Below are 20,287 nucleotides of genomic sequence, written 5' to 3' on the forward strand. Positions count from 1 at the left end.
ACAATGTTAATTTTTAGGGATGTTGTAAGGGAGTTTCCAGAAATGTTCCAAGAAATATTTAACTTCAAAGGAATTAATCAACTATATGGCAACTTATACACTTAACATCAACGGAACAAAACAAGAGGTTGATGTGGATCCATCCACTCCAATGCTCTGGGTTTTACGAGATCACTTAAATTTAGTTGGAACAAAATACGGATGCGGAATCGCACAATGCGGTGCTTGTACCATTCATTTGAATGGCACGGCTACTCGAGCCTGTATGTTGACGGTCTCATCTGTAGGAGACCAAGAAATCACCACTATAGAGGGGTTGTCAGAAGAAGGTGACCATCCCGTACAAAAAGCTTGGTTGGAAGTGGACGTACCTCAATGCGGGTATTGTCAAGCAGGTCAAATCATGACTGCTTCTGCTCTTCTGGAGAAAAACCCCAACCCAACTGACGAGGAAATTGAAATGGCCATGAACGGTAATATCTGCCGCTGTGGAACGTACACAAGAATCAAAAAAGCCGTAAAACTCGCGGCTAAATCATAACCCATAAAACTAGTAGAATGACACTTGTAAAGACTAAAATAGGGCGACGTGCCTTTATTCGGAATACAGGATTAGCTAGTGGAGGGCTTGTGATAGGCTTTAGCTGGTTGGCTTCTTGTAAAATGACTCCCGAGCAGGTAAATAATTTACCCAAAGAATGGTTCGACCTGAACGGCTTTCTAAAAGTAGGCGATAACGGTTTGGTGACCATAATGTCACCAAACCCAGAAATTGGTCAGAACGTGAAAACATCCATGCCCATGATCGTGGCCGAAGAATTGGACATTGCATGGAAAGATGTAATTGTGGAGCAAGCACCACTGAATACGGACATCTTCACTCGCCAATTGGCGGGAGGAAGCCAATCTATCCGACAAGGGTGGGAAAGCCTGCGTATGGCCGGTGCCACCGCAAAGCAAATGTTGAAAGAGGCCGCCGCTCAAGCATGGAACGTTTCAGCAGATGAGATTACAACCAAAGATGGTGTGTTGACCCACGAAGCCAGTGGAAATTCAGCTGGTTATGGTGAAATGGCCTCCGCTGCCACAAGTATCGAAGTGCCCGAAGAGGTGCAATTGAAAGACAATGGAACTTTTTCCATAATTGGAACAGACAAGAAAAACGTGGATGGGCCCAAATTAGTTACAGGGAAACCATTGTTTGGTCTCGATGTCTATAAAGAAGGAATGTTGACCGCCATGATCGTGCATCCGCCAGCATTCGGTATGAAATATAAAGGCATGAACGCCGATGCGGTTAAGTCCATGCCCGGAATCAAAGATGTTTTCCATTTTGAAGTATATCCCGAAGGCATAGAGAAGCAATGGTCCGATCAAGGTGGAATTTCCGAATTGGTTGCCATTGTTGGGAACAGCACTTGGGAATGTATGCAAGCTAAAAAGGCACTTGAGGTGGAATGGGAGCAGGATTCAACGGCGGAAAGTACATCCTATCATGAAGAAGAACTGACCGCATTACTGGAAAAGCCAACAGAAACACCAGCAAGAAAAGATGGTGATGTGAACGCGGCATTCGCCAAAGCGGCCAAAATTGTGGAAAGCACATACTCGGCACCTTATTTGGCACACAATACCATGGAGCCGATGAACTTCTTTGCGCATGTTACACCAGAGAAAGCCGAATTGCTGGGACCTATACAAACACCTGAATTTACCGAAAAAACAGTAGCTGCGCGTTTGGGAATGCCAGTAGAAAAAATAGATATTATGATGACCCGTATGGGAGGTGGTTTTGGTCGCCGACTCTATGGGCCATTTGTGATAGAAGCAGCCGTGATTTCCCAAAAAATGAATGCTCCTGTTAAACTGGTGTACTCAAGGGAGGATGATATGACGCAAGGTACTTATAGGCCATCATACAAAGTTAAGTTCAAAGCAGGGCTCGATGATAAGGGCAATTTGATTGCCTGGCATGTCAGGGGAGCCGGTACCAACGATGATTTGATTTTTGAAAACCGATTCCCGGCAGGTGCAGTGGACAATTATCTGGCCGAAAAACATAGTTTACAGACCAATGTTACCACAGGTGCTTGGAGAGCGCCCCGTTCCAATTTTATTGCGGGGGCAGAACAAGCTTTTATAGATGAGGTGGCCGAAGCTGCGGGCAAAGACCCATTGGATTTCAGATTGGAACTATTTGATAGGGCCATAAACAATCCAGTTGGTGACCCGGAAAGCAACGATTACGACCCTGCACGATATGCTGGAGTGCTTAAATTGGTCAAAGAGAAAGCCAATTGGGGAACCGATACAGGAAAAGCCAGAGGTGTGGCGGCTTACTATTGCCATAACTCTTATGTGGCTCAAGTAATAGAACTGGAAGATGGCGGAGATATACCTAGGGTAGATAATATTTGGTGTGCGGTGGATTGTGGAATCGTAATCAACCCATTGGCGGCCAAAAACCAGATAGAAGGTGGTATGATCGATGGAATAGGTCACTCTACTTACAGTGCCATGACATTTAAGGATGGTAAGCCAGAGCAATCCAATTTTGATACCTATCGACTTATCCGTCATTCAGAGGCTCCAAAAAATATCGAGGTTCATTTTGTAGACAATGGAATTGATCCAACAGGTCTGGGAGAACCATCCTTGCCGCCTGCAATAGCAGCATTGTCCAATGCTTTGTATAAGGCGACAGGAAGACGTTATTACAAGCAGCCGTTCATTAATGACAAGCCACCATTGGTAGGTTGATGTAGACGAGCATTAAATAATATTTTAAGATGGCCCGTAATTTCCAAATTACTGGCCATTTTTATTTTGGAATGATATAAAATAAATCTCATTGTGTTGTAAAGTACATATAATCAATTAGTTATACGTATTAAAAAAATATCCAAAAAAAGTTGCAGTATTGGATTTTTATTTATGTTTGCCCCCATAAAATGAATCCGACCAATTAGGGTTCATTGCCTATAAGCTTTGAAGAATTTTTTCATGTTCGGGCTTTTGGGGATAAGAAAGTCTACCCAAAAAGCCGTCTTAAGATCAAGACACCGAATACACGGGCTGACTTTCGAAGAACTACATCATTATAACCGTGATTTTTCACGGAATCCCTATTTTGTGCCTTATACCGTATTTGAATTTCGTATCTGAGAAAGTTTGATTTTTAGACTTCTATTTTTCTCATTATCTTTTAATACAATTACGAAATTTAAATGAAAACAAAATATATCGATCTTATCGAGCAGACCTACGATTTTCCACAAGAGGAATTTCAATTGGAGGACAACAAATTACAATTTCATGGTATAGACCTGTACGGACTTGCCCAAAAATATGGTACTCCCTTAAAGTTTACCTATCTACCCAAAATATCGGATAATATCCAAAGGGCGAAGGGGTGGTTCAATTCGGCTATAAAAAAGCACAAATACGCTGGTAAATATCATTATTGTTATTGTACCAAGAGTTCTCACTTTGAGCATGTTTTGAATGAAGCGCTCAAAAATGATATCCATATCGAAACCTCTTCGGCTTTTGATATTAATATTGTGGAACATCTAAAAAAGACTGGAAAAATTACCAAGGACAATTATGTGATTTGCAACGGATTCAAAAGAGATCAGTACATTCAGAACATAGCCCGTTTAATAAACAACGGACATAAAAAATGTATTCCGATAATCGATAATTATGAGGAGATCAATCTCTTGAGCGAAGAAATCGATGGCAAGTTCCAAATTGGTGTCCGTATCGCTTCGGAAGAAGAACCAAAATTTGAGTTTTATACATCAAGATTGGGCATAGGGTACAAGAACATAGTTCCATTCTTTAACCAATCTATAAAACCAAATGAGCAAGTGGAGCTGAAGATGCTCCATTTCTTTATCAATACCGGAATCCGTGATACCGCTTATTACTGGAACGAATTGATGAAATGCTTAAAGGTGTATATCAGCCTTAAAAAAGTCTGTCCAACATTGGATAGCCTTAATATTGGCGGTGGTTTCCCGATAAAAAATTCTTTGGCCTTTGAATATGATTATGAGTATATGGTGGATGAGATCATTCACCAAATTGGTCAGGCCTGTGATGAAGCAGAAGTGGAAGTCCCCAATATTTTTACCGAGTTCGGAAGCTTTACCGTAGGTGAGAGTGGCGGAAATATTTATGAAGTACTCTATCAAAAACAACAGAACGATAGGGAAAAATGGAACATGATCAACTCGTCCTTCATCACCACCATGCCAGATTCTTGGGCAATCAGTAAACGTTTCATCATGTTGTCAATTAATAGGTGGAACGATGAATATGAGCGTATCCTATTAGGCGGCCTAACCTGTGATAGCGATGATTATTACAATTCGGAGCAGCACATGAACGCCATTTATTTGCCAAAATATAGAAAGGACAAACCACTGTATATTGGTTTCTTCAATACAGGGGCATACCAAGAGACCATTGGAGGTTTTGGAGGCCTACAGCATTGCCTAATTCCACATCCTAAACATATTTTGATCAATAGGGATGAGGATGGGAACATAACTACATCGGTATTCGCCAAACAACAAACGGCAGGCGAGTTTTTATCCATATTGGGCTATGAAAGCAAAAAAGATTCCGATGTTTTGGTAGAGGCGGACAACCTTCAGGAGCCAAGCAAAAATTGAAAAAGGAATTAAAATAAAAATGAAAACAGAAAAAACTTATGCCGGAATTCCAAAGGAATACGGTTCGGCCGAAAAAGCTAAAGTAGTATTGTTGCCCGTTCCTTACGATGGTACCAGTACTTGGGGCAAAGGTGCGGACAAAGGTCCGCAAGCCTTCTTGGAAGCCTCCGAAAACATGGAGACTTACGATATCGAGACCGATAGCGAAGTGTACAAACAAGGAATTTATCTTGCAGATGCAATAACCGAGCTGGATTCCCCGGAAGAAATGGTAGAAGCCGTTCATGGAACGGTCAAAGATTACATTAAACGCAATAAGTTGGTTACCATGATAGGTGGGGAACATTCCATTTCCATAGGAGCCATAAGGGCGTTCAGTGAATGTTTTGAAGATTTGACCGTGCTTCAGCTTGATGCACATACCGATCTTAGAAAAGAATATTTGGGGTCCAAGTATAATCATGCCTGTGCAATGTACGAGGCCAAGGAAACCACAAATCTGGTCCAAGTTGGAATTCGTAGTATGGATTATACCGAAACCTTGGTAATGGACAGGGACAATGTTTTCTTTGCCCATGAGATGATTTCCGATGATTTTTGGATGGACTCTGCATTGGACTTAATGACGGATGATGTGTATATAACATTTGACCTCGATGCACTAGATCCATCGATAATGCCATCAACGGGAACCCCGGAGCCAGGAGGACTTTTCTGGTACGAGACCCTTGACTTTTTAAGAAGGGTCTTTAAAGAGAAAAACGTGGTCGGTTTTGATATTGTGGAGCTATGCCCCAACAAAAATGATAAATCATCCGATTTTTTGGCAGCGAAACTTTATTACAAGATGTTGAGCTACAAATTTTCAAACAATAATGAATTCATGGATGAAAACTTTGAGGACGGTGACGACTTCAAAAAATCCAAAAATAATTTAGAAGATTACGATGAGTAACAAAGGAGAAATATCACAATTTATACAAAAATACTTTTTGCACTTTAACTCGGCAGCCCTAGTGGATGCCGCCAAAGGGTACGAAGACCAATTGAACCAAGGATCCAAAATGTTGGTGTCCCTTGCCGGGGCGATGAGTACCGCGGAACTAGGAAAAATATTTGCTGAAATGATTCGTACCGATAAGGTTCATATTATTTCGTGCACCGGGGCCAACCTAGAGGAGGATTTAATGAACCTAGTGGCACATTCCCATTACAAAAGAGTACCAAATTATAGGGACCTTACACCACAAGAAGAATGGGGTCTGTTGGAGAAGGGGCTTAACCGAGTAACCGATACCTGTATTCCGGAAGAAGAAGCGTTTAGGAGATTGCAGAAACATATTTACGATATATGGAAAGATGCCGAAGAAAAGGGCGAGCGCTATTTTCCACATGAATATATGTACAAGCTCTTGCTATCTGGTGTCTTGGAGCAGTATTATGAAATCGATATCAAGGATTCTTGGATGTATGCAGCTGCCGAAAAAAACTTGCCGATCGTAGTGCCAGGATGGGAAGACAGTACCATGGGCAACATCTTCGCCAGTTATGTGATCAAAGGCGAGTTGAAGGCAAGCACGATGAAATCAGGTATCGAGTATATGACCTTTTTGGCCGATTGGTACATGAACAATTCAGAAAAGGGCATTGGCTTCTTCCAAATAGGTGGGGGTATTGCCGGAGACTTTCCGATCTGTGTTGTGCCTATGCTATATCAGGATTTGGAACAGACAGAAACTCCGTTTTGGAGCTACTTTTGCCAAATTAGCGATTCCACCACAAGTTACGGATCATACTCTGGAGCAGTTCCCAACGAAAAAATCACTTGGGGCAAATTGGACATAGACACGCCCAAATTTATTGTAGAATCGGATGCGACCATTGTGGCGCCTTTGATTTTCGCATACTTATTAGACATGTAACCATGAGAAAAGGACAAACCCCCGTTTTAAAACGTGTAATCGTTGATTATAAAAAGTTGGATAATAACATACTCAACCTTCTTGTTGAGAAATTTCCCGATGGTTATGACGACGATGATATAGTAACATACAGAAACGCCAGCAACGAAGTAGTGGAATGTGTTGAAGTGAGAACTGATGACACGGCTTATCTTATAAAAGTAAGCAAGCGTTTGGTGATGGCCATGGAGGATTTTGATGATTCGGACAATGAAGACAGCGAAGATTCAGATTTGGACACCGATGAGCTCGAAAGTTCTGAAGAAGAATAACCTTGTTGGCTAGACTAACTTATTAAAGATGGAATCAAAAGCAATGGCGCTTTACCTCGCAGCAAGTATCAACATACCCGCTTGCAGGAACGCCCTGAGCAAAGAGCTGGTTTATGGAGATCGTGATGAACTTTTTTATTCCGATGCATCACGTTACCTTTATATTTTCAGATATGGTGTTGTTTCCTTTTTTGGGTACGCCGAGAACGAAATATCAGAAATTTTAATGGAAATCAAGCCATTTTGTGAAGAATGGCGTCAATCGGATATTACGGAGACGATGGATATGGAACTCGTTTCTGATCGCGAAAAGGCAACAATAGACCATGATAAAGTGATATTGCCAAAATCAAATGTGGAAGGTATACGGTTGGCATTGTTGCATCTATCCCAGTCGGTAGCTTTGGATTATTTTGCAGGACTCTCCGAACAAGCCATGAAAGAGACTCGGCAGCACACCACCTATCTGGAACAAAAAGGTAAATTGGACTTGGGAGGAAAAAAGTTGAAGCGTCACATTGCAAAAGTGTTGAACATCAACAACCAAATCTCTGAGAACCTCTATATTTTTGATTCACACGAAGTAGTGTGGGAAGACATGGAACTGGATCGACTGGACAAGGGCCTAAAACAAATCTTTGACCTCAAGGAAAGGTACCGCAATATAAAGGAGCAGGGTATTGTGATCAAAGAGAACCTAAGTCTGTTCATGAATATTATGGATCACAGGGAAAGCAGCAGACTGGAATGGATCATTATTATTTTGATCTTGGTTGAGGTGGTTGACCTGTTTATAATGAGATTAATCAGTTAAATAAATAGTTGTTTTGGACGATTTAAAAATATTGGGTAGCGAAGAATGGTGCCGTTTTGATGATTTAGGAATTCCTGCCATAAAGGCAAGAGTGGATTCCGGTGCAAAAACATCATCGATTCAAGCCAGTAAAATCAAGGTTTTCAACAAAGGATTGGAAGAATGGGTCCGGTTCGAGGTGAATCCCGTTCAAGACAATAGAAGCATATCAATATTATGTCAGGCCAAATTAGTGGATGTCCGTAATGTAAAGAGTTCTCAGGGCATTGCGGAAGAACGTCCCGTAATAAGGACGTCGGTCACTATTGCCGGAAAGAGTTATGAAATAGACTTGACCTTGGCCAATAGGGATACCATGGAGTACCGTATGTTGCTGGGCCGCGAGGCTATGAACGACAGATTTTTGGTGAATCCTTCCCAAAGCTTTATTCAAGGGGATATTACTGAGGAACAACTCGAACAAAAATATAAGCCCTATACCACCGAAAAAAAAGGGTTAAGGATAGGTCTTTTAGCTAGCAACCCAAACCTTTACAGTAATAAAAGAATCATTGAAGCGGGCGAGATGCGCGGGCATAAAGTGGTTTTTTTGAATGTGGAGCACGTATATATGAAATTGGATGCTTCCACACCTGAAATCAGATATCGAGGTGGAAACATTCTGGATAAGTTCGATGCTGTTATTCCAAGAATAAAACCAGCGGTTACCTTTTACGGTTGCGCTTTGTTACGGCAGTTCGATACCCTCGGGGTTTATTGCTTAAACACGGCCGATTCTATAGGTAGGTCAAGGGACAAGCTTTTTGCATCCCAATTGTTTTCCAAAAACGATATTCACATACCCACAACAGGTTTTGCCAAATCACCAATGGATACCAAAGACCTTATTCGTATGGTCAGCGGTGCCCCATTGATCATTAAATTATTGGAGAGCACTCAGGGCAAGGGCGTTGTGTTGGCCGAAACCAATAAGGCCGCCGAGAGTGTGATCAATGCCTTTAAAAGTGTACAGACCAATATCTTGGTTCAAGAATTTATTAAAGAAGCCAACGGGCATGACATTCGTTGTTTTGTAGTCAATGGCAAAGTTGTGGCCTCCATGCAACGTACAGCGCAAAAAGGAGAGTTTAGGGCCAATATTCACCAAGGTGGTGCGGCATCTAAGGTCAAAATAACCCCAGAAGAACGAAAATTGGCCATAAAATCTGCAAAAGTATTCAATTTAGATGTTGCAGGTGTTGACTTGATTAGGTCTAACAAAGGACCTCTCCTTTTGGAGGTGAATTCATCACCTGGATTGGAAGGTATCGAAAATACCACAGGAAAGGACATTGCCAATGTAATGATCGAAACCATCGAGAGAAAGTTAAAATATAAGCACTAAATAGCTTGAACAATTCAATTTGTTGAAAATCAATAGACTGCTATTTTTGTAAATAACTTCCTACGCAGACCTCCAAAATCTCAAATATAAATTGAAAAGGGCCATTCGTTAAATCAAATGGCCCATTCGTTAATTGTACCCCTAACAAATCATATTACCGTTGTATGTTTGTCCCAGTTAACGCAAAGCTTTAAAGCTTACGTTCAAACCTTAAATAGGATGGGGTGATTATGGGGTACTTTGTGTTCTTAACCCAATATCTTATTTGTAAAAAGGTTTACGTTGCTCCAAGGGGTTTTTGAGGTTGAGCCCCTTGGTTGTGACGGTTTTCTAAAAGATCAAATGTTATGTTCCCATAAATTTGACCTACTTTTTCGGAAAAGAGCCGTTTTTTACGGCTCTTTTTTATTTGGACGAACCCGAAATGATAAGCTCCTAATTTCTCATTCACAATTGTTCACATCTTTTTAGGAAACACAGAAAATCAAGGGTGTAAGTTTTTGTACAAAAAACCTACTTTTGTAATGTAACATTTCAGGAAGAAGATATATGTCAGAACAAGTGGAAAGAATCAAAACATTGATCATTGGATCAGGACCAGCAGGATATACTGCAGCCATTTATGCTGCAAGGGCGGATTTAAAACCGGTAATGTATACAGGATTGGAGCCAGGTGGGCAATTGACCACAACAACTGAAGTGGATAACTTTCCCGGATATCCAGAAGGGATTGATGGGCCTACCATGATGATGCAATTACAACAGCAGGCCGAACGTTTCGGTACCGAGGTAAGAATCGGGATGGTAACTGCGGTTGAATTAAGTGATGAAGTAGGGGGAATCCATAAAATTACGGTGGACGATTCTACGAAGCTCGAAGCGGAAACTGTAATCATCTCAACAGGTGCATCCGCAAAATATTTGAATTTACCTAGCGAGCAACGCTTGCGAGGTGGAGGTGTATCTGCTTGTGCGGTGTGTGATGGCTTTTTCTATAAAGGTCAAGAAGTGGCCATTGTCGGAGCAGGTGATACAGCTGCGGAAGAAGCATCTTATTTGGCGAACATTTGTAGCAAGGTAACCATGTTGGTGCGCAAAGACCACATGAGAGCATCCAAAGCAATGCAGCATAGAGTAAACAGTATCGATAATATTGAAATCCGTTACAACACGGAAGTAGATGAGGTTCTTGGTGATCAAGTTGTGGAAGGACTACGAATTGTAAACAATGAAACTGGAGAGAAAGAAGAAATCTCTATCACAGGATTGTTTATAGCAATAGGCCATAAACCCAATACCGATGTGTTTAAAGGACAGTTGGATATGGATGAAACTGGCTATATCATTACACATCCAAAATCCACTAAAACAAATAAGCCAGGTGTTTTTGCCAGTGGCGATGCACAGGACAAAATATACAGGCAAGCAGTTACAGCAGCCGGAACAGGCTGTATGGCCGCTTTGGATGCAGAGCGTTATTTGGCAGCTGTAGAGAGCAAAGAAGTGTTGGCCTCATAGCAAGCTGATTATATTAAAATACTGGATATGAAAAAAGGCACTGAAATTTCAGTGCCTTTTTTCATGATTGTCATTGTTTAATCAATCCGCTTGTAATTTTCTGAAAATGTTCTGTTTCCGTCAGAATCAACAGTGATTTGGCTGAAGGTATCTTCCTTGAGGATAAGTTCGAAAGTGAAGTTTCGCATGGTGTCCAAAGCTTTCATCATATCATCGTCACCATATTCTATCACTTCGATTAAGGAGTTATCCGTAACCCTGTATGAGCCATAGCCAAATCTTCCATTGGGGTCATCTGGGACGTATCGGGTCCACATGATTTTTTCTTTGGAGTACATCTTAACCTGTCTGTATCCATCCGATTTTTCTATGGTATCTATAACGTTTTCCCCGTCATAGTTGTAAAAACTTTGAAGCTCCCATGTTCCTTCAATAGTTGGGTTCTTTGGTTCATGTTTCGTGAAACTTCCTGCTATCACGAAAACGAAAACAAGAGTGAAAAGTAAAACTAGTTTTTTCATAATGCCCTACTTTTGATGATTTATAATTATCTAAAAGATAGGGATAATTTTTGATAAAATTAATTTTTAAGATGCTAAATTTTAACATTTTGATAATGTTTGAAATAAATCTATTAAGATTTAGAAACTAAAGAAAGGTTTGTTGCATGATAGATATTTAGAAAATAGGGCTACTATTTGAAGATACTTGATTCAAAGGCCTAAAATTATTAATAATCAAACATTTCTATGTTAAAATGTTTGATTTGTAAAAAAAATTAACCACTTTTCGCCCTTATTCACTTAAACCTAACCTAATGAAAAGCATGTTTTTAACATTTGCTGCAATGTTCTCATGCATTGTCGCATTTGGTCAGACCATTACAGGTACCGTGTCCGATGTATCGGGTACGCCATTGCCCGGGGTGACCATAGTGGTTAGTGGCACGAACATAGGTGCAACTACCGATTTTGATGGAAATTATTCCATAAATGCCTCTAGTGGGCAAGTACTACGATTTTCCTATATAGGAATGAAGCTAAAAGATGTTACTGTAGGTTCCGAAACCACAGTCGACGTTGTTTTGGAAGAAGATTCAACACAACTGGACGAAGTTGTGGTTACTGCCTTTGGTATTGAACGGAAGGAAAAATCTTTAGGGTACTCCGTTACTAAGGTTGAAACAGAAAATCTTAATCTAGCAGGGCAAGCAAACCCAATTGAAAGTTTGCAGGGTCGTGTGGCCGGTGTTCAGATCAACCGATCATCAGGGACTTCTGGTGGAGGAGTCGATATTTTGATCAGGGGCATCACTTCCATCGACCCTTCGAGGAGCAATCAACCCTTGATCATTGTTGATGGGCTTGCTATGAACAACGATACATTTTCGGGAGAAGTTAGACCAAGTTCGGGTTCCAATTCGCCCAGTAGTAGCGAACAATTTGCCTTCTCAAATAGGGCGGGCGACTTAAACCCTGAGGACATTGAGAGTTTTAACGTATTGAAGGGGGCAGCCGCAACGGCGCTCTACGGTGTTAGGGCTGCCAATGGTGCAATCATCATAACGACTAAAAAAGGGAAGAGTGGAAAGGCCAAAATCAATGTTACGGCTTCCACTACCTTCAGGGAAGTAAAAACTACGCCATCTCTACAGACCAAATATAGGGAAGGCTTTAACGGAGCTCCAAGAACACTTTATACTCCGGAGACGGATACTGGATTTACCCGATTGGGCGGAACCTCATTCTATTCTTGGGGTCCAGAGTATGCTGTTGATTCCTTTGAAGTGGATGGAGAAACCATTGATTTGACAGATGACCGGTTCTATAGTCCATATGATATTTTTAGGACAGGCTTTAATTCACAGATCAATATGAACATCAGTGGTGCAAACGAGCGTTTGAACTATTTCTTCTCTATGGGTAACAACAGCGAACAGGGTATTTTGCCTAATACGGATTACAAAAAGACCAACTTTAGATTAAATGCCGGTTACAAGGTAACGGACAATTTTACAATAGATGCTTCCATTTCATTCACCAATTCTGGAGGAAGAAGGCCCAATGGTGGTGATAAATCCGTTATGAGTGCACTATCCTATTTTTCTGGTACCTTCCCCATCAATGATTATTTGAACCCTGATGGGAGCGAAAGGGATTATTCTTTTGGAATCATAGATAACCCGAGGTACCTCATGGAAACCAGTAACTTGGAAGACGATGTAAACCGTTGGATTGGAAATGCAACTTTCAAATGGTCCCCAATGGATTGGTTGAACGTAACGTATGCCGCTCAGATTGATAACTTTTCTGATGCAAGGAATCGTTACGTAGGGCCTGATTTGGATGGAGGTTCCCAAGTTGGCGGATTCATTTTGGAGCAGAACATCAACTATACAGGATTGGAATCCAACCTTTTGGTAGCAATGAGCAAGGATTGGTCGGATGATTTCACCACAGACCTTACCTTGGGACAACAAATATCAGATTCAAAAAGAAGTTATTTGGAAGCTAGGGGTGAAGGCCTGAATATAGCTGGAATCAATGAAATAGGAAATACCACTAACTATTTTATCAACAAAACGGTTTCCCAAGAACGCAATGTTGGTGTCTTTGCAGAGTTTAAGGCGGGATATATGGACAAGTTGTTCTTGTCCGTAACAGGAAGAAATGATTGGGTATCTACTTTGCCTCAAAACGAAAGATCTTTCTTTTATCCTTCTGTAAGTTTGGCCTATGATGTATCAGATTTATTTGGGGACAGCGATACATTTACCTTCGGAAAGCTGAGGGCTTCATATGCAGAGGTTGGAAAAGGACCTCAATTTGGTAAGGCTCCTGCCCTGTATGTGGTCGACGGAGATTTTCCTTTTGGAGGAACCGGAGGATACAGAAGGGACACTTCTATTGGATATGAACTAAAGCCTGAACGCAATAAATCCACAGAGTTTGGTGCCGATTTAAGGTTTTTGAGCAATAGGATTAGATTGGATTACGCATATTACACCACAAAAGTTGAAAACCAAATATTCGATGTAGGTGTAGCATATTCTTCAGGATACTCCGTGTTAACAAGAAATGCAGGTAACTTTAAGGTATTTGGACATGAAGTTCTACTTAGTGGGGACGTCATCAAGAACAAAAATACCAGATGGGAACTAATCTTGAACTGGTCGACCAGTGAGGGTGAAGTCTTAGGGTTGCCCGAAGATATAGAATCGGTAATCTTTGCTGATTCAGGATTTGCAGGTGTGACTTCCGAAGTTAGGGAAGGTGATAAAATGGGTTCGCTGTACGGTTATAAATGGGTGTACGAAAATGGTGAGCGCTATATCGGGCCAGATGGGTATCCGGTAATAAATACAGATGAAAGAGTACTTGTGGGAAATGCATTTCCAGATTTTATTTCATCCATAGGAAGTAACCTAAACTGGAAGGGAATTGGCTTCAACTTTTTGTTGGAATGGAAGAAAGGCGGAGACCTTTATGATTCAGGGCTTAGAAACTCCATTCGTAATGGAAATCCTTTGAGTACTATACAGAGGGATGTGGATGTGGTTTTAGATGGAGTGATGGACGATGGTAACGGCGGGTTTGTTCCCAATACAACAGAGGCCTTGATAGATCAAGACTATTATAGAAATTCAAATGTATACAATAGAGCTTCCGAGGTCTTGGTCCAAGATGCCTCTTGGGTCAAGTTAAGGAACGTATCCTTGTCTTATGATTTTGCAGGTCAGTTTGTGAAAGACCTGAGTTTGGATAAAGTAAGTGTTTCAGCAAGTGCCAACAATATTCTTATCTGGACACCTTTCGACGGATATGATCCAGAAGGAAATCAATACAGTGCTGGCAGCAATGTATATGGGTTCACAGGGTTGAGTATTCCTGTGTCCCAAAGTTATTCATTAGGCTTAAACATAGCATTTTAAAAAAACAACTATGAAAAAAATAAATATAACCAAACTGTTTCTAGTATGCTCCTTCGTGGGCTATATTGGATGTAGTGACGAATACTTTGATGTGAATACCCCTTCCAATACAGCGGAAATAGAGCAGCTTGGAATGAAGGATTTAATAGCCCCGGTAATTCATAGCACTTTGGAAGGTCAAAGGTCGGCCGAACTTTCTTTTGGAAATTATGTACAATATTTTGTGAGCACCGGAGGCGGTGCCGCAGGACAGACTTCGGCCCTTGGACTATGGGACCAGGTTTATTTGTACGTTTTGCCAAACCTTCAGGCTATCAAAGATAAGGCAGCAGAAAACAATGCAACACATTTTGATGCGGTAGCCGATATCTTGATTGCGGCCAACTTGGGCATAGCAACGGATACTTGGGACAATATTCCCTATTTTGAAGCCATACAGGGACCCGACAATAATTTTCCTTCTTTTGATACACAACAGGAAATATATGATGAAATATTTAATCTTTTGGATGGTGCCATTGCCAAATTGGAGGTCCCCGACACTTCAGTATTTGAATTGGGCTCTGAAGATTTGATATATGGGGGAAATGTAGAGAAATGGTTACGTGCTGCATACTCCCTTAAGGCCCGCTATCAGTTACACTTGGTGAACAAAGGTTTAGTTGCACCTGCTGAGGTTTTGGCAAGTGTGGAAAACGGATTTACCTCTAATGAAGATAACTTTGCCATGTATTATAGTGATAGAAACATAAACCCATGGTATTCTGAAGAAGTATTAGCTAGAGAAACTGGGAATTTGAGCAAGGATATTGCAAGTCAGCTGGTAAGTTGCATGAACGGGGATTACTATCCATTTGAAAGTGGGGCATTGGAAATTGACCCTAGATTGCCATTATTTGCCCAGAATGGAGATGCAGACGAGTATAAGGGTTATGTGAGTGGAGGAGAAGGTGAGGCCCCAGATGGAACCGATGCCAATACAGGCTTCAGAACGGACGGTTTTTACACAAGTGTTGATTCCCCATTGATCCTAATTAGTTATGCCGAAGTATTGTTTATTAAAGCAGAGGCTGAATTTTTGGCGAACGGTGGTAACGAAACCAGTACCGGTTCAACGACCGAAGCCTATACCGCATATATGGATGGGGTTGCCGCAAGTATGGAAATGTACGATGTGGATGGAACCGATTATATGGCGGACGGAGTTGTGGATGTTGGTGAAGGAGCGCTTATGTTGCATCACATCATGAAGGAAAAATATATCCATAACTTTTTAAATCCAGAAACTTTCGTGGATTATAGGAGATATGACTTTTCAGATCAAGTTTTCACCGGACTGGAAATTAGAAAGGAAGCAGATGGTGTGGATAGTGAGTTTGCAGGCCAATGGTTTAGAAGAGCTATCTATCCAACCACTGAGTTGAATAGAAATGAAGCCAATGTCTTGGCCAACCAAAAAGAACCAGTAGTTCCGGTTTGGTGGGATGAATAAATGAACATGTTTATCGTAAAAATTAAAGGCCATCCAATTTCGGATGGCCTTTGTTTTTATAGGTTCACACAATATTAAAAAACATCCTCTTTGGTCAGGTACAACAAACCTTCCCTCGTTTCATTTAAAATACGCTTGGTGCGCAGGTAACGGTTGTAATTGTACTCATCAAACTCATCTGAATCTTGGTCCATAGTGCTTATATGAACATTTCCTGCCGAGTGGATAAACTGGTTATCGCCAATCCACATTCCCACATGAATTACGCGTTCCGAAGTGGAATCAGTGGCTTTGCGCCCAAAGAACAAAAGGTCTCCGGCAATCAGTTTGTCAAACTCCTTGGAATCATCGATCAAGACCCCTTCATGAATCTGTTGTGAAGCATCACGAGGGATAATCATTCCGTTCATTAAATAAACCGTCTTGGTAAAACCACTACAATCCACACCTTTGGTGGAAGTGCCTCCCCATAAATAGGGCACACCGAGCATGGTCTTGGAGGTCTCTACCAAACTTTCCTTGGTAAAAGCCAACTTGGATTTCCATTCGTCAAAACTATTCGCTTCGCCCTTTAACAGGTATGCTTCTCGTCCGTCTGGATATTTTATCTTGTAAAAGTCACCATCTTCGCCCACAAGGCTAAAAATATTACCGGCCACCACATCGGAAACGGCATCGGAGCTCGCATCCGCTTCGGTGTATGACTTTCCATATGTATCCGTGTAAATAACCTTATCTGTAGCTTTCCATGTATCAAATTCCTCCTTGGTCATTAATTCAATGCCTCCTGCATCTACCCATCCGAGATAGTTGTCCGGAGTTTGTATATGGTACCAGCTCCTCTCTTTTTGATATACGTTAAGGGGCATTCCCAAAATGCCCTGTGTAACCAATTCAGCAGAATGGGCAGGGTTTGACCTTAGGTTGGCAACCGAATTATTGATTACCCCATAAATCTTTCCCTCTAACTTTTCTGAAGGCAATACCTCAATACTGTCCGTATACTTTATATTTTGGGAATCCAACTCTTTTTTAAGAGCATCCAACGCTTCTGGAAGGTTTGTTTTCCCCTTTAGGATGTAGCCAGAAGAATTCTTTCCAGATTGAATGTCAAAAAGGGCCACCCGTTTGTCCGGCGCATAGTTTTCTTTGACAGCGGCAATCACACCATCTACCTTATTTACATCACTACTATTTTCAGGATTGCAGGCTGAAAAGAAAAGAACTGTCAATACTATAAATAAGACTCCGAATTTTGGCAAGTAGGGAAATTTCATGGTTTAAATTTAAAGTTATAATCAGATTGGATTGCGCAAAATAACCAATAAGGCAGATAAAGCGGTTAACTGAAGTGAGCATTAACACTTTTGGCCAATTTTTTAATATCATCCTCCGTATGGTAAGCGCTCAATACCAACCGACTGACCAAAGGCCCATTTTTATCTGGATAATGAAAGTTGGTAAAAATAAAACCATCTTGGTGCAGTGCATGTGCCAAATCTTTATTCTGAAACTCAAAAGTGGGATGTCCGTCTAAATGATTAAAATATGATGGATTTCGCAATTCGTATTTTAAAAGTTGATAACGGGATTTTAGCACCTCCAATCGTTCGGAATATATTTCTGTTGCTCCCATAAGTGTTGCGATAAATGCTGGTGAAGCTGGGCTGGCACCTCCATAAAATGCAGAATTTTCAAGAACTTCGATGATTTCTTTGTTGCCGAAAACGGCCCCTGCCTGCGTTCCAAGTGCCTTTCCCAATGAACAACAGATTAAAAGATTGGAAGGATTTAATTGTTTGAGCATTTGATAACAGCCATTTCCATTATCTCCAACCAGCCCTATGCCATGTGAGTCATCGCCAATCAATATGATTTTATCCAACGGAAGACGTTGTAAAATTTCAAAGTTTGGGAATTGATTTCCAGAAAAATCAATAGTGTCAAAAAGAAGCGTCGGACACAGATTTTTTTCAATTTTATGGTCTATCAATCCAACCAGTTCTTGAGGGTTGTTTGTTTGTTCCACACCAGGCATTAAAAGAGCGGTATGGGCATGCGGCGCCGCAATCACAGGATGCCCCTTTTCCAAGAGCGTTTGTATCGTCAATTGGGCTGCCAAATAACCACTGGACATGGTAAGACACCCTTCACTGCCCACCCATTCGGCCAGTTGTTGCTCGGCCTGTTCATAAATATTAAGCTTTATGTTCGATTTTCTGGAGGCTCCATAATGCATCCCGTATTCCGATACATTTTTTAAATACAGTGTTTTAAAGGGGGCATAGTTCTGCAACCCCAAATAAGCCGTCCCTCCAAAATAGAGGTAAGGCTTTCCTTCGATGAAGATTTCCCTGTCCGGTATGCGTTGTATGGAGTGGGCCATTAGAGCAGTTCTATTCCGCTTCCTGGTAGCTCGGGAAAAATAACTTTTCCGTTATCCAGAATTTCCACCCCTTTGGCTATATCGCCTTTTAACAACATGGCACCATCCATGTCCACATAATCCAGTTGTGGCAATAATTGTGCAATGGCGGATATTCCAACGGTAGATTCCGTCATACAGCCGACCATAAGTTGCAATCCCAGTTCTCTTCCTTTTTTGATCATCCGTCGTGCGGGGGTGAGGCCGCCGCATTTGGTGAGTTTAATATTGATGCCGTGAAAATACCCGCCACAAGCTTCCACATCAGTTTCAATGATGCAGCTTTCGTCTGCAATAACCGGTAGAACGGATTTTTCCTTTACCAAGGCCATACCTTCCCAATCGTCGGCTTTAAGAGGTTGCTCCAAAAATTCAACACCCAGTTCTTTCAACAATGGGGCGTTTTTGATGGTCTCTTCTGCTGTCCAAGCGGTGTTGGCATCTATTCTGAAAATGCTATCGGTATGTTTTCGAAGTTCACGAACAATAGCAACATCGTCTGAAGTCCCAAGTTTTATTTTATAAAGGGGCCATGGTTTCTCTTGGAGTTTTTTCACCATTTTCTCGATGGTATCAATTCCAATGGTATAATTGGTCATCGGATATTTTTCGATAGTGGTGCCCCAGATTTCATAAAGGGGCTTCCCTTTCAACTTGCCATAAAGGTCGTTTGCGGCCAGATCCAAAGCGCAAAGGGTAAATTTATGAAGGTTGAGCGACTCTAAAAATTCGTAAAAATCTTCGGGAGTGTCAAAATTGTACTCTTCAATTTGATTTTGAACTGCTTCTATTTCGGCCATCATCCCTTCAATGGTAATTTTATAATATGGATTGGAAGTGGCTTCGCCATACCCCGTTTTTCCATCCAACGAAAGGCAAACGATCAAGGTGTCCTGTTCGTCCCTGGATTCTCTGGAAATGGTAAAGGTATGTGCTAGTTGAAGAATATATTTTTTGAGTTTTATCTGCATAGTTTGTATTGGTATTATTCGGTGCTAATATAGGATTTCGAACAAACATACAAACACAAAAGCCCACTGAAAACTCAGTGGGCCTTTGCTATTTAAAGGGAATTGGATTAATATTTACTAACGCTGCCCGATACGGATTTTTTGGTCTCTACGCTGGCATCACCCGTATACCTAATATCTGCACCACTACTTGCATCGGCGACCAGAGACTCCGAAACATTCACGGAAATGTCTGCCCCGCTACTTGCATCGGCGTTGCACCTTTTTACAATTAGGTCTTGCGCTTTAATGTCGGAACCACTGCTTGCATCTGCAAAAAGAGCATCCGCTTGACCGGAAACTTTAATATCTGCCCCACTACTGGCATCGGCAGAAACCTCACCCGCCATTACCTCTGCATGTAAATCGGCACCGCTACTTGCGTCCAGCTCAATATTTTCTGCTTTGATAACATTTTGGGCAATAAGGTCAGCGCCGCTGGAGCTTTCCAAAGCAGTAATCTCTGGAAGGGTTACATAAACGTTTTTTGTGGCACGCCCGATATTTTCAATGGCATGTATCTTTAGTCTACCATCTTTGATGTCGGTACCGATTAGGTCTATGATGTTCTCGTCTGCCTCCACGGTAATGTTGAAGTCAGAACCTTGGGTCACGAATACATCTATACCTTCCGATGCGGATACGATGTCGAAATCCTCTTTTACATCGCGGCTCTCTTCTACGACTTCGCCGTTACCGGTTTTTCCGTTGCCGAAGTTCATATCCATCATACACGAGGATGCAAAAAGGGATAGGAGTGCGGCGATTGCTAATCTTGCTAGTGTTGTCATGATTGTT

At 41.4% G+C, this 20,287-nt stretch carries 16 protein-coding genes; 11 read left to right on the plus strand and 5 right to left on the minus strand.

Annotated elements, in window-relative coordinates:
• The first annotated feature begins 85 nt into the window (after positions 1-85).
• The 9 genes from J0656_RS08505 to trxB all read left to right on the plus strand — a co-directional run bounded on the left by J0656_RS08505 (position 86) and on the right by trxB (position 10,631).
• The gene (locus J0656_RS08505) at positions 86-541 is read left to right on the plus strand and encodes a (2Fe-2S)-binding protein (protein WP_207032880.1); all 456 of its coding nucleotides are present in this window, start codon (positions 86-88) and stop codon (positions 539-541) included.
• 17 nt (positions 542-558) lie between these two features.
• Positions 559-2,760 (plus strand): xanthine dehydrogenase family protein molybdopterin-binding subunit, encoded by a 2,202-nt coding sequence (locus J0656_RS08510; RefSeq protein ID WP_207032881.1) that lies wholly within the window; start codon positions 559-561, stop codon positions 2,758-2,760.
• 467 nt (positions 2,761-3,227) lie between these two features.
• Positions 3,228-4,682 carry an arginine decarboxylase gene (locus J0656_RS08515; RefSeq protein ID WP_207032882.1) on the plus strand — a complete coding sequence of 485 codons (1,455 nt, stop codon included), beginning with the start codon at positions 3,228-3,230 and terminating at the stop codon, positions 4,680-4,682.
• Between the two features lie 19 nt (positions 4,683-4,701).
• Positions 4,702-5,637: an agmatinase gene (speB, locus tag J0656_RS08520; protein ID WP_207032883.1), complete on the plus strand. Its 936-nt coding sequence runs from the start codon at positions 4,702-4,704 to the stop codon at positions 5,635-5,637.
• The gene (locus J0656_RS08525; RefSeq protein ID WP_207032884.1) at positions 5,630-6,604 is read left to right on the plus strand and encodes a deoxyhypusine synthase family protein; all 975 of its coding nucleotides are present in this window, start codon (positions 5,630-5,632) and stop codon (positions 6,602-6,604) included. Before speB ends, J0656_RS08525 begins: the two co-directional genes overlap by 8 nt.
• 2 nt (positions 6,605-6,606) lie before the next feature.
• Positions 6,607-6,915 (plus strand): hypothetical protein, encoded by a 309-nt coding sequence (locus J0656_RS08530; RefSeq protein ID WP_207032885.1) that lies wholly within the window; start codon positions 6,607-6,609, stop codon positions 6,913-6,915.
• A gap of 28 nt (positions 6,916-6,943) precedes the next feature.
• Complete coding sequence (locus tag J0656_RS08535) at positions 6,944-7,729, plus strand: RMD1 family protein (RefSeq protein WP_207032886.1); 786 nt, start codon at positions 6,944-6,946, stop codon at positions 7,727-7,729.
• A gap of 13 nt (positions 7,730-7,742) precedes the next feature.
• Complete coding sequence (rimK, locus tag J0656_RS08540) at positions 7,743-9,113, plus strand: 30S ribosomal protein S6--L-glutamate ligase (protein ID WP_207032887.1); 1,371 nt, start codon at positions 7,743-7,745, stop codon at positions 9,111-9,113.
• A gap of 549 nt (positions 9,114-9,662) precedes the next feature.
• Complete coding sequence (gene trxB / locus J0656_RS08545) at positions 9,663-10,631, plus strand: thioredoxin-disulfide reductase (protein WP_207032889.1); 969 nt, start codon at positions 9,663-9,665, stop codon at positions 10,629-10,631.
• 77 nt (positions 10,632-10,708) lie between these two features.
• Here trxB and J0656_RS08550 read toward each other — a convergent pair whose 3' ends face one another.
• A complete protein-coding gene (locus J0656_RS08550) occupies positions 10,709-11,152 on the minus strand; it encodes a hypothetical protein (RefSeq protein ID WP_207032891.1) in 444 nt (147 codons plus the stop codon).
• A 296-nt stretch (positions 11,153-11,448) separates the two neighbouring features.
• Here J0656_RS08550 and J0656_RS08555 point away from each other — a divergent pair, with 296 nt between their 5' ends.
• Positions 11,449-14,562 (plus strand): SusC/RagA family TonB-linked outer membrane protein, encoded by a 3,114-nt coding sequence (locus J0656_RS08555; protein ID WP_207032893.1) that lies wholly within the window; start codon positions 11,449-11,451, stop codon positions 14,560-14,562.
• Positions 14,563-14,572: 10 nt separating this feature from the next.
• Positions 14,573-16,054 carry a SusD/RagB family nutrient-binding outer membrane lipoprotein gene (locus tag J0656_RS08560; RefSeq protein WP_207032895.1) on the plus strand — a complete coding sequence of 494 codons (1,482 nt, stop codon included), beginning with the start codon at positions 14,573-14,575 and terminating at the stop codon, positions 16,052-16,054.
• Positions 16,055-16,128: 74 nt separating this feature from the next.
• On the opposite strand, the gene J0656_RS08565 is transcribed toward J0656_RS08560, so the two are convergent.
• The 4 genes from J0656_RS08565 to J0656_RS08580 all read right to left on the minus strand — a co-directional run bounded on the left by J0656_RS08565 (position 16,129) and on the right by J0656_RS08580 (position 20,280).
• A complete protein-coding gene (locus tag J0656_RS08565) occupies positions 16,129-17,331 on the minus strand; it encodes a C40 family peptidase (protein ID WP_207032896.1) in 1,203 nt (400 codons plus the stop codon).
• Between the two features lie 65 nt (positions 17,332-17,396).
• On the minus strand, positions 17,397-18,440 hold the full coding sequence (locus J0656_RS08570) for an aminotransferase class I/II-fold pyridoxal phosphate-dependent enzyme (protein WP_207032897.1): 1,044 nt from the start codon (positions 18,438-18,440) through the stop codon (positions 17,397-17,399).
• Entirely contained in the window at positions 18,440-19,450 is a 1,011-nt protein-coding gene (locus tag J0656_RS08575; protein ID WP_207032898.1) for a dipeptide epimerase, read from the minus strand. The genes J0656_RS08570 and J0656_RS08575 overlap by 1 nt, the downstream gene beginning before the upstream one ends.
• 107 nt (positions 19,451-19,557) lie before the next feature.
• A complete protein-coding gene (locus J0656_RS08580; protein ID WP_207032899.1) occupies positions 19,558-20,280 on the minus strand; it encodes a head GIN domain-containing protein in 723 nt (240 codons plus the stop codon).
• Between the last annotated feature and the right edge of the window lie 7 nt (positions 20,281-20,287).

This window comes from Flagellimonas aurea (genome assembly GCF_017313785.1).
GTDB lineage: Bacteria > Bacteroidota > Bacteroidia > Flavobacteriales > Flavobacteriaceae > Flagellimonas > Flagellimonas aurea.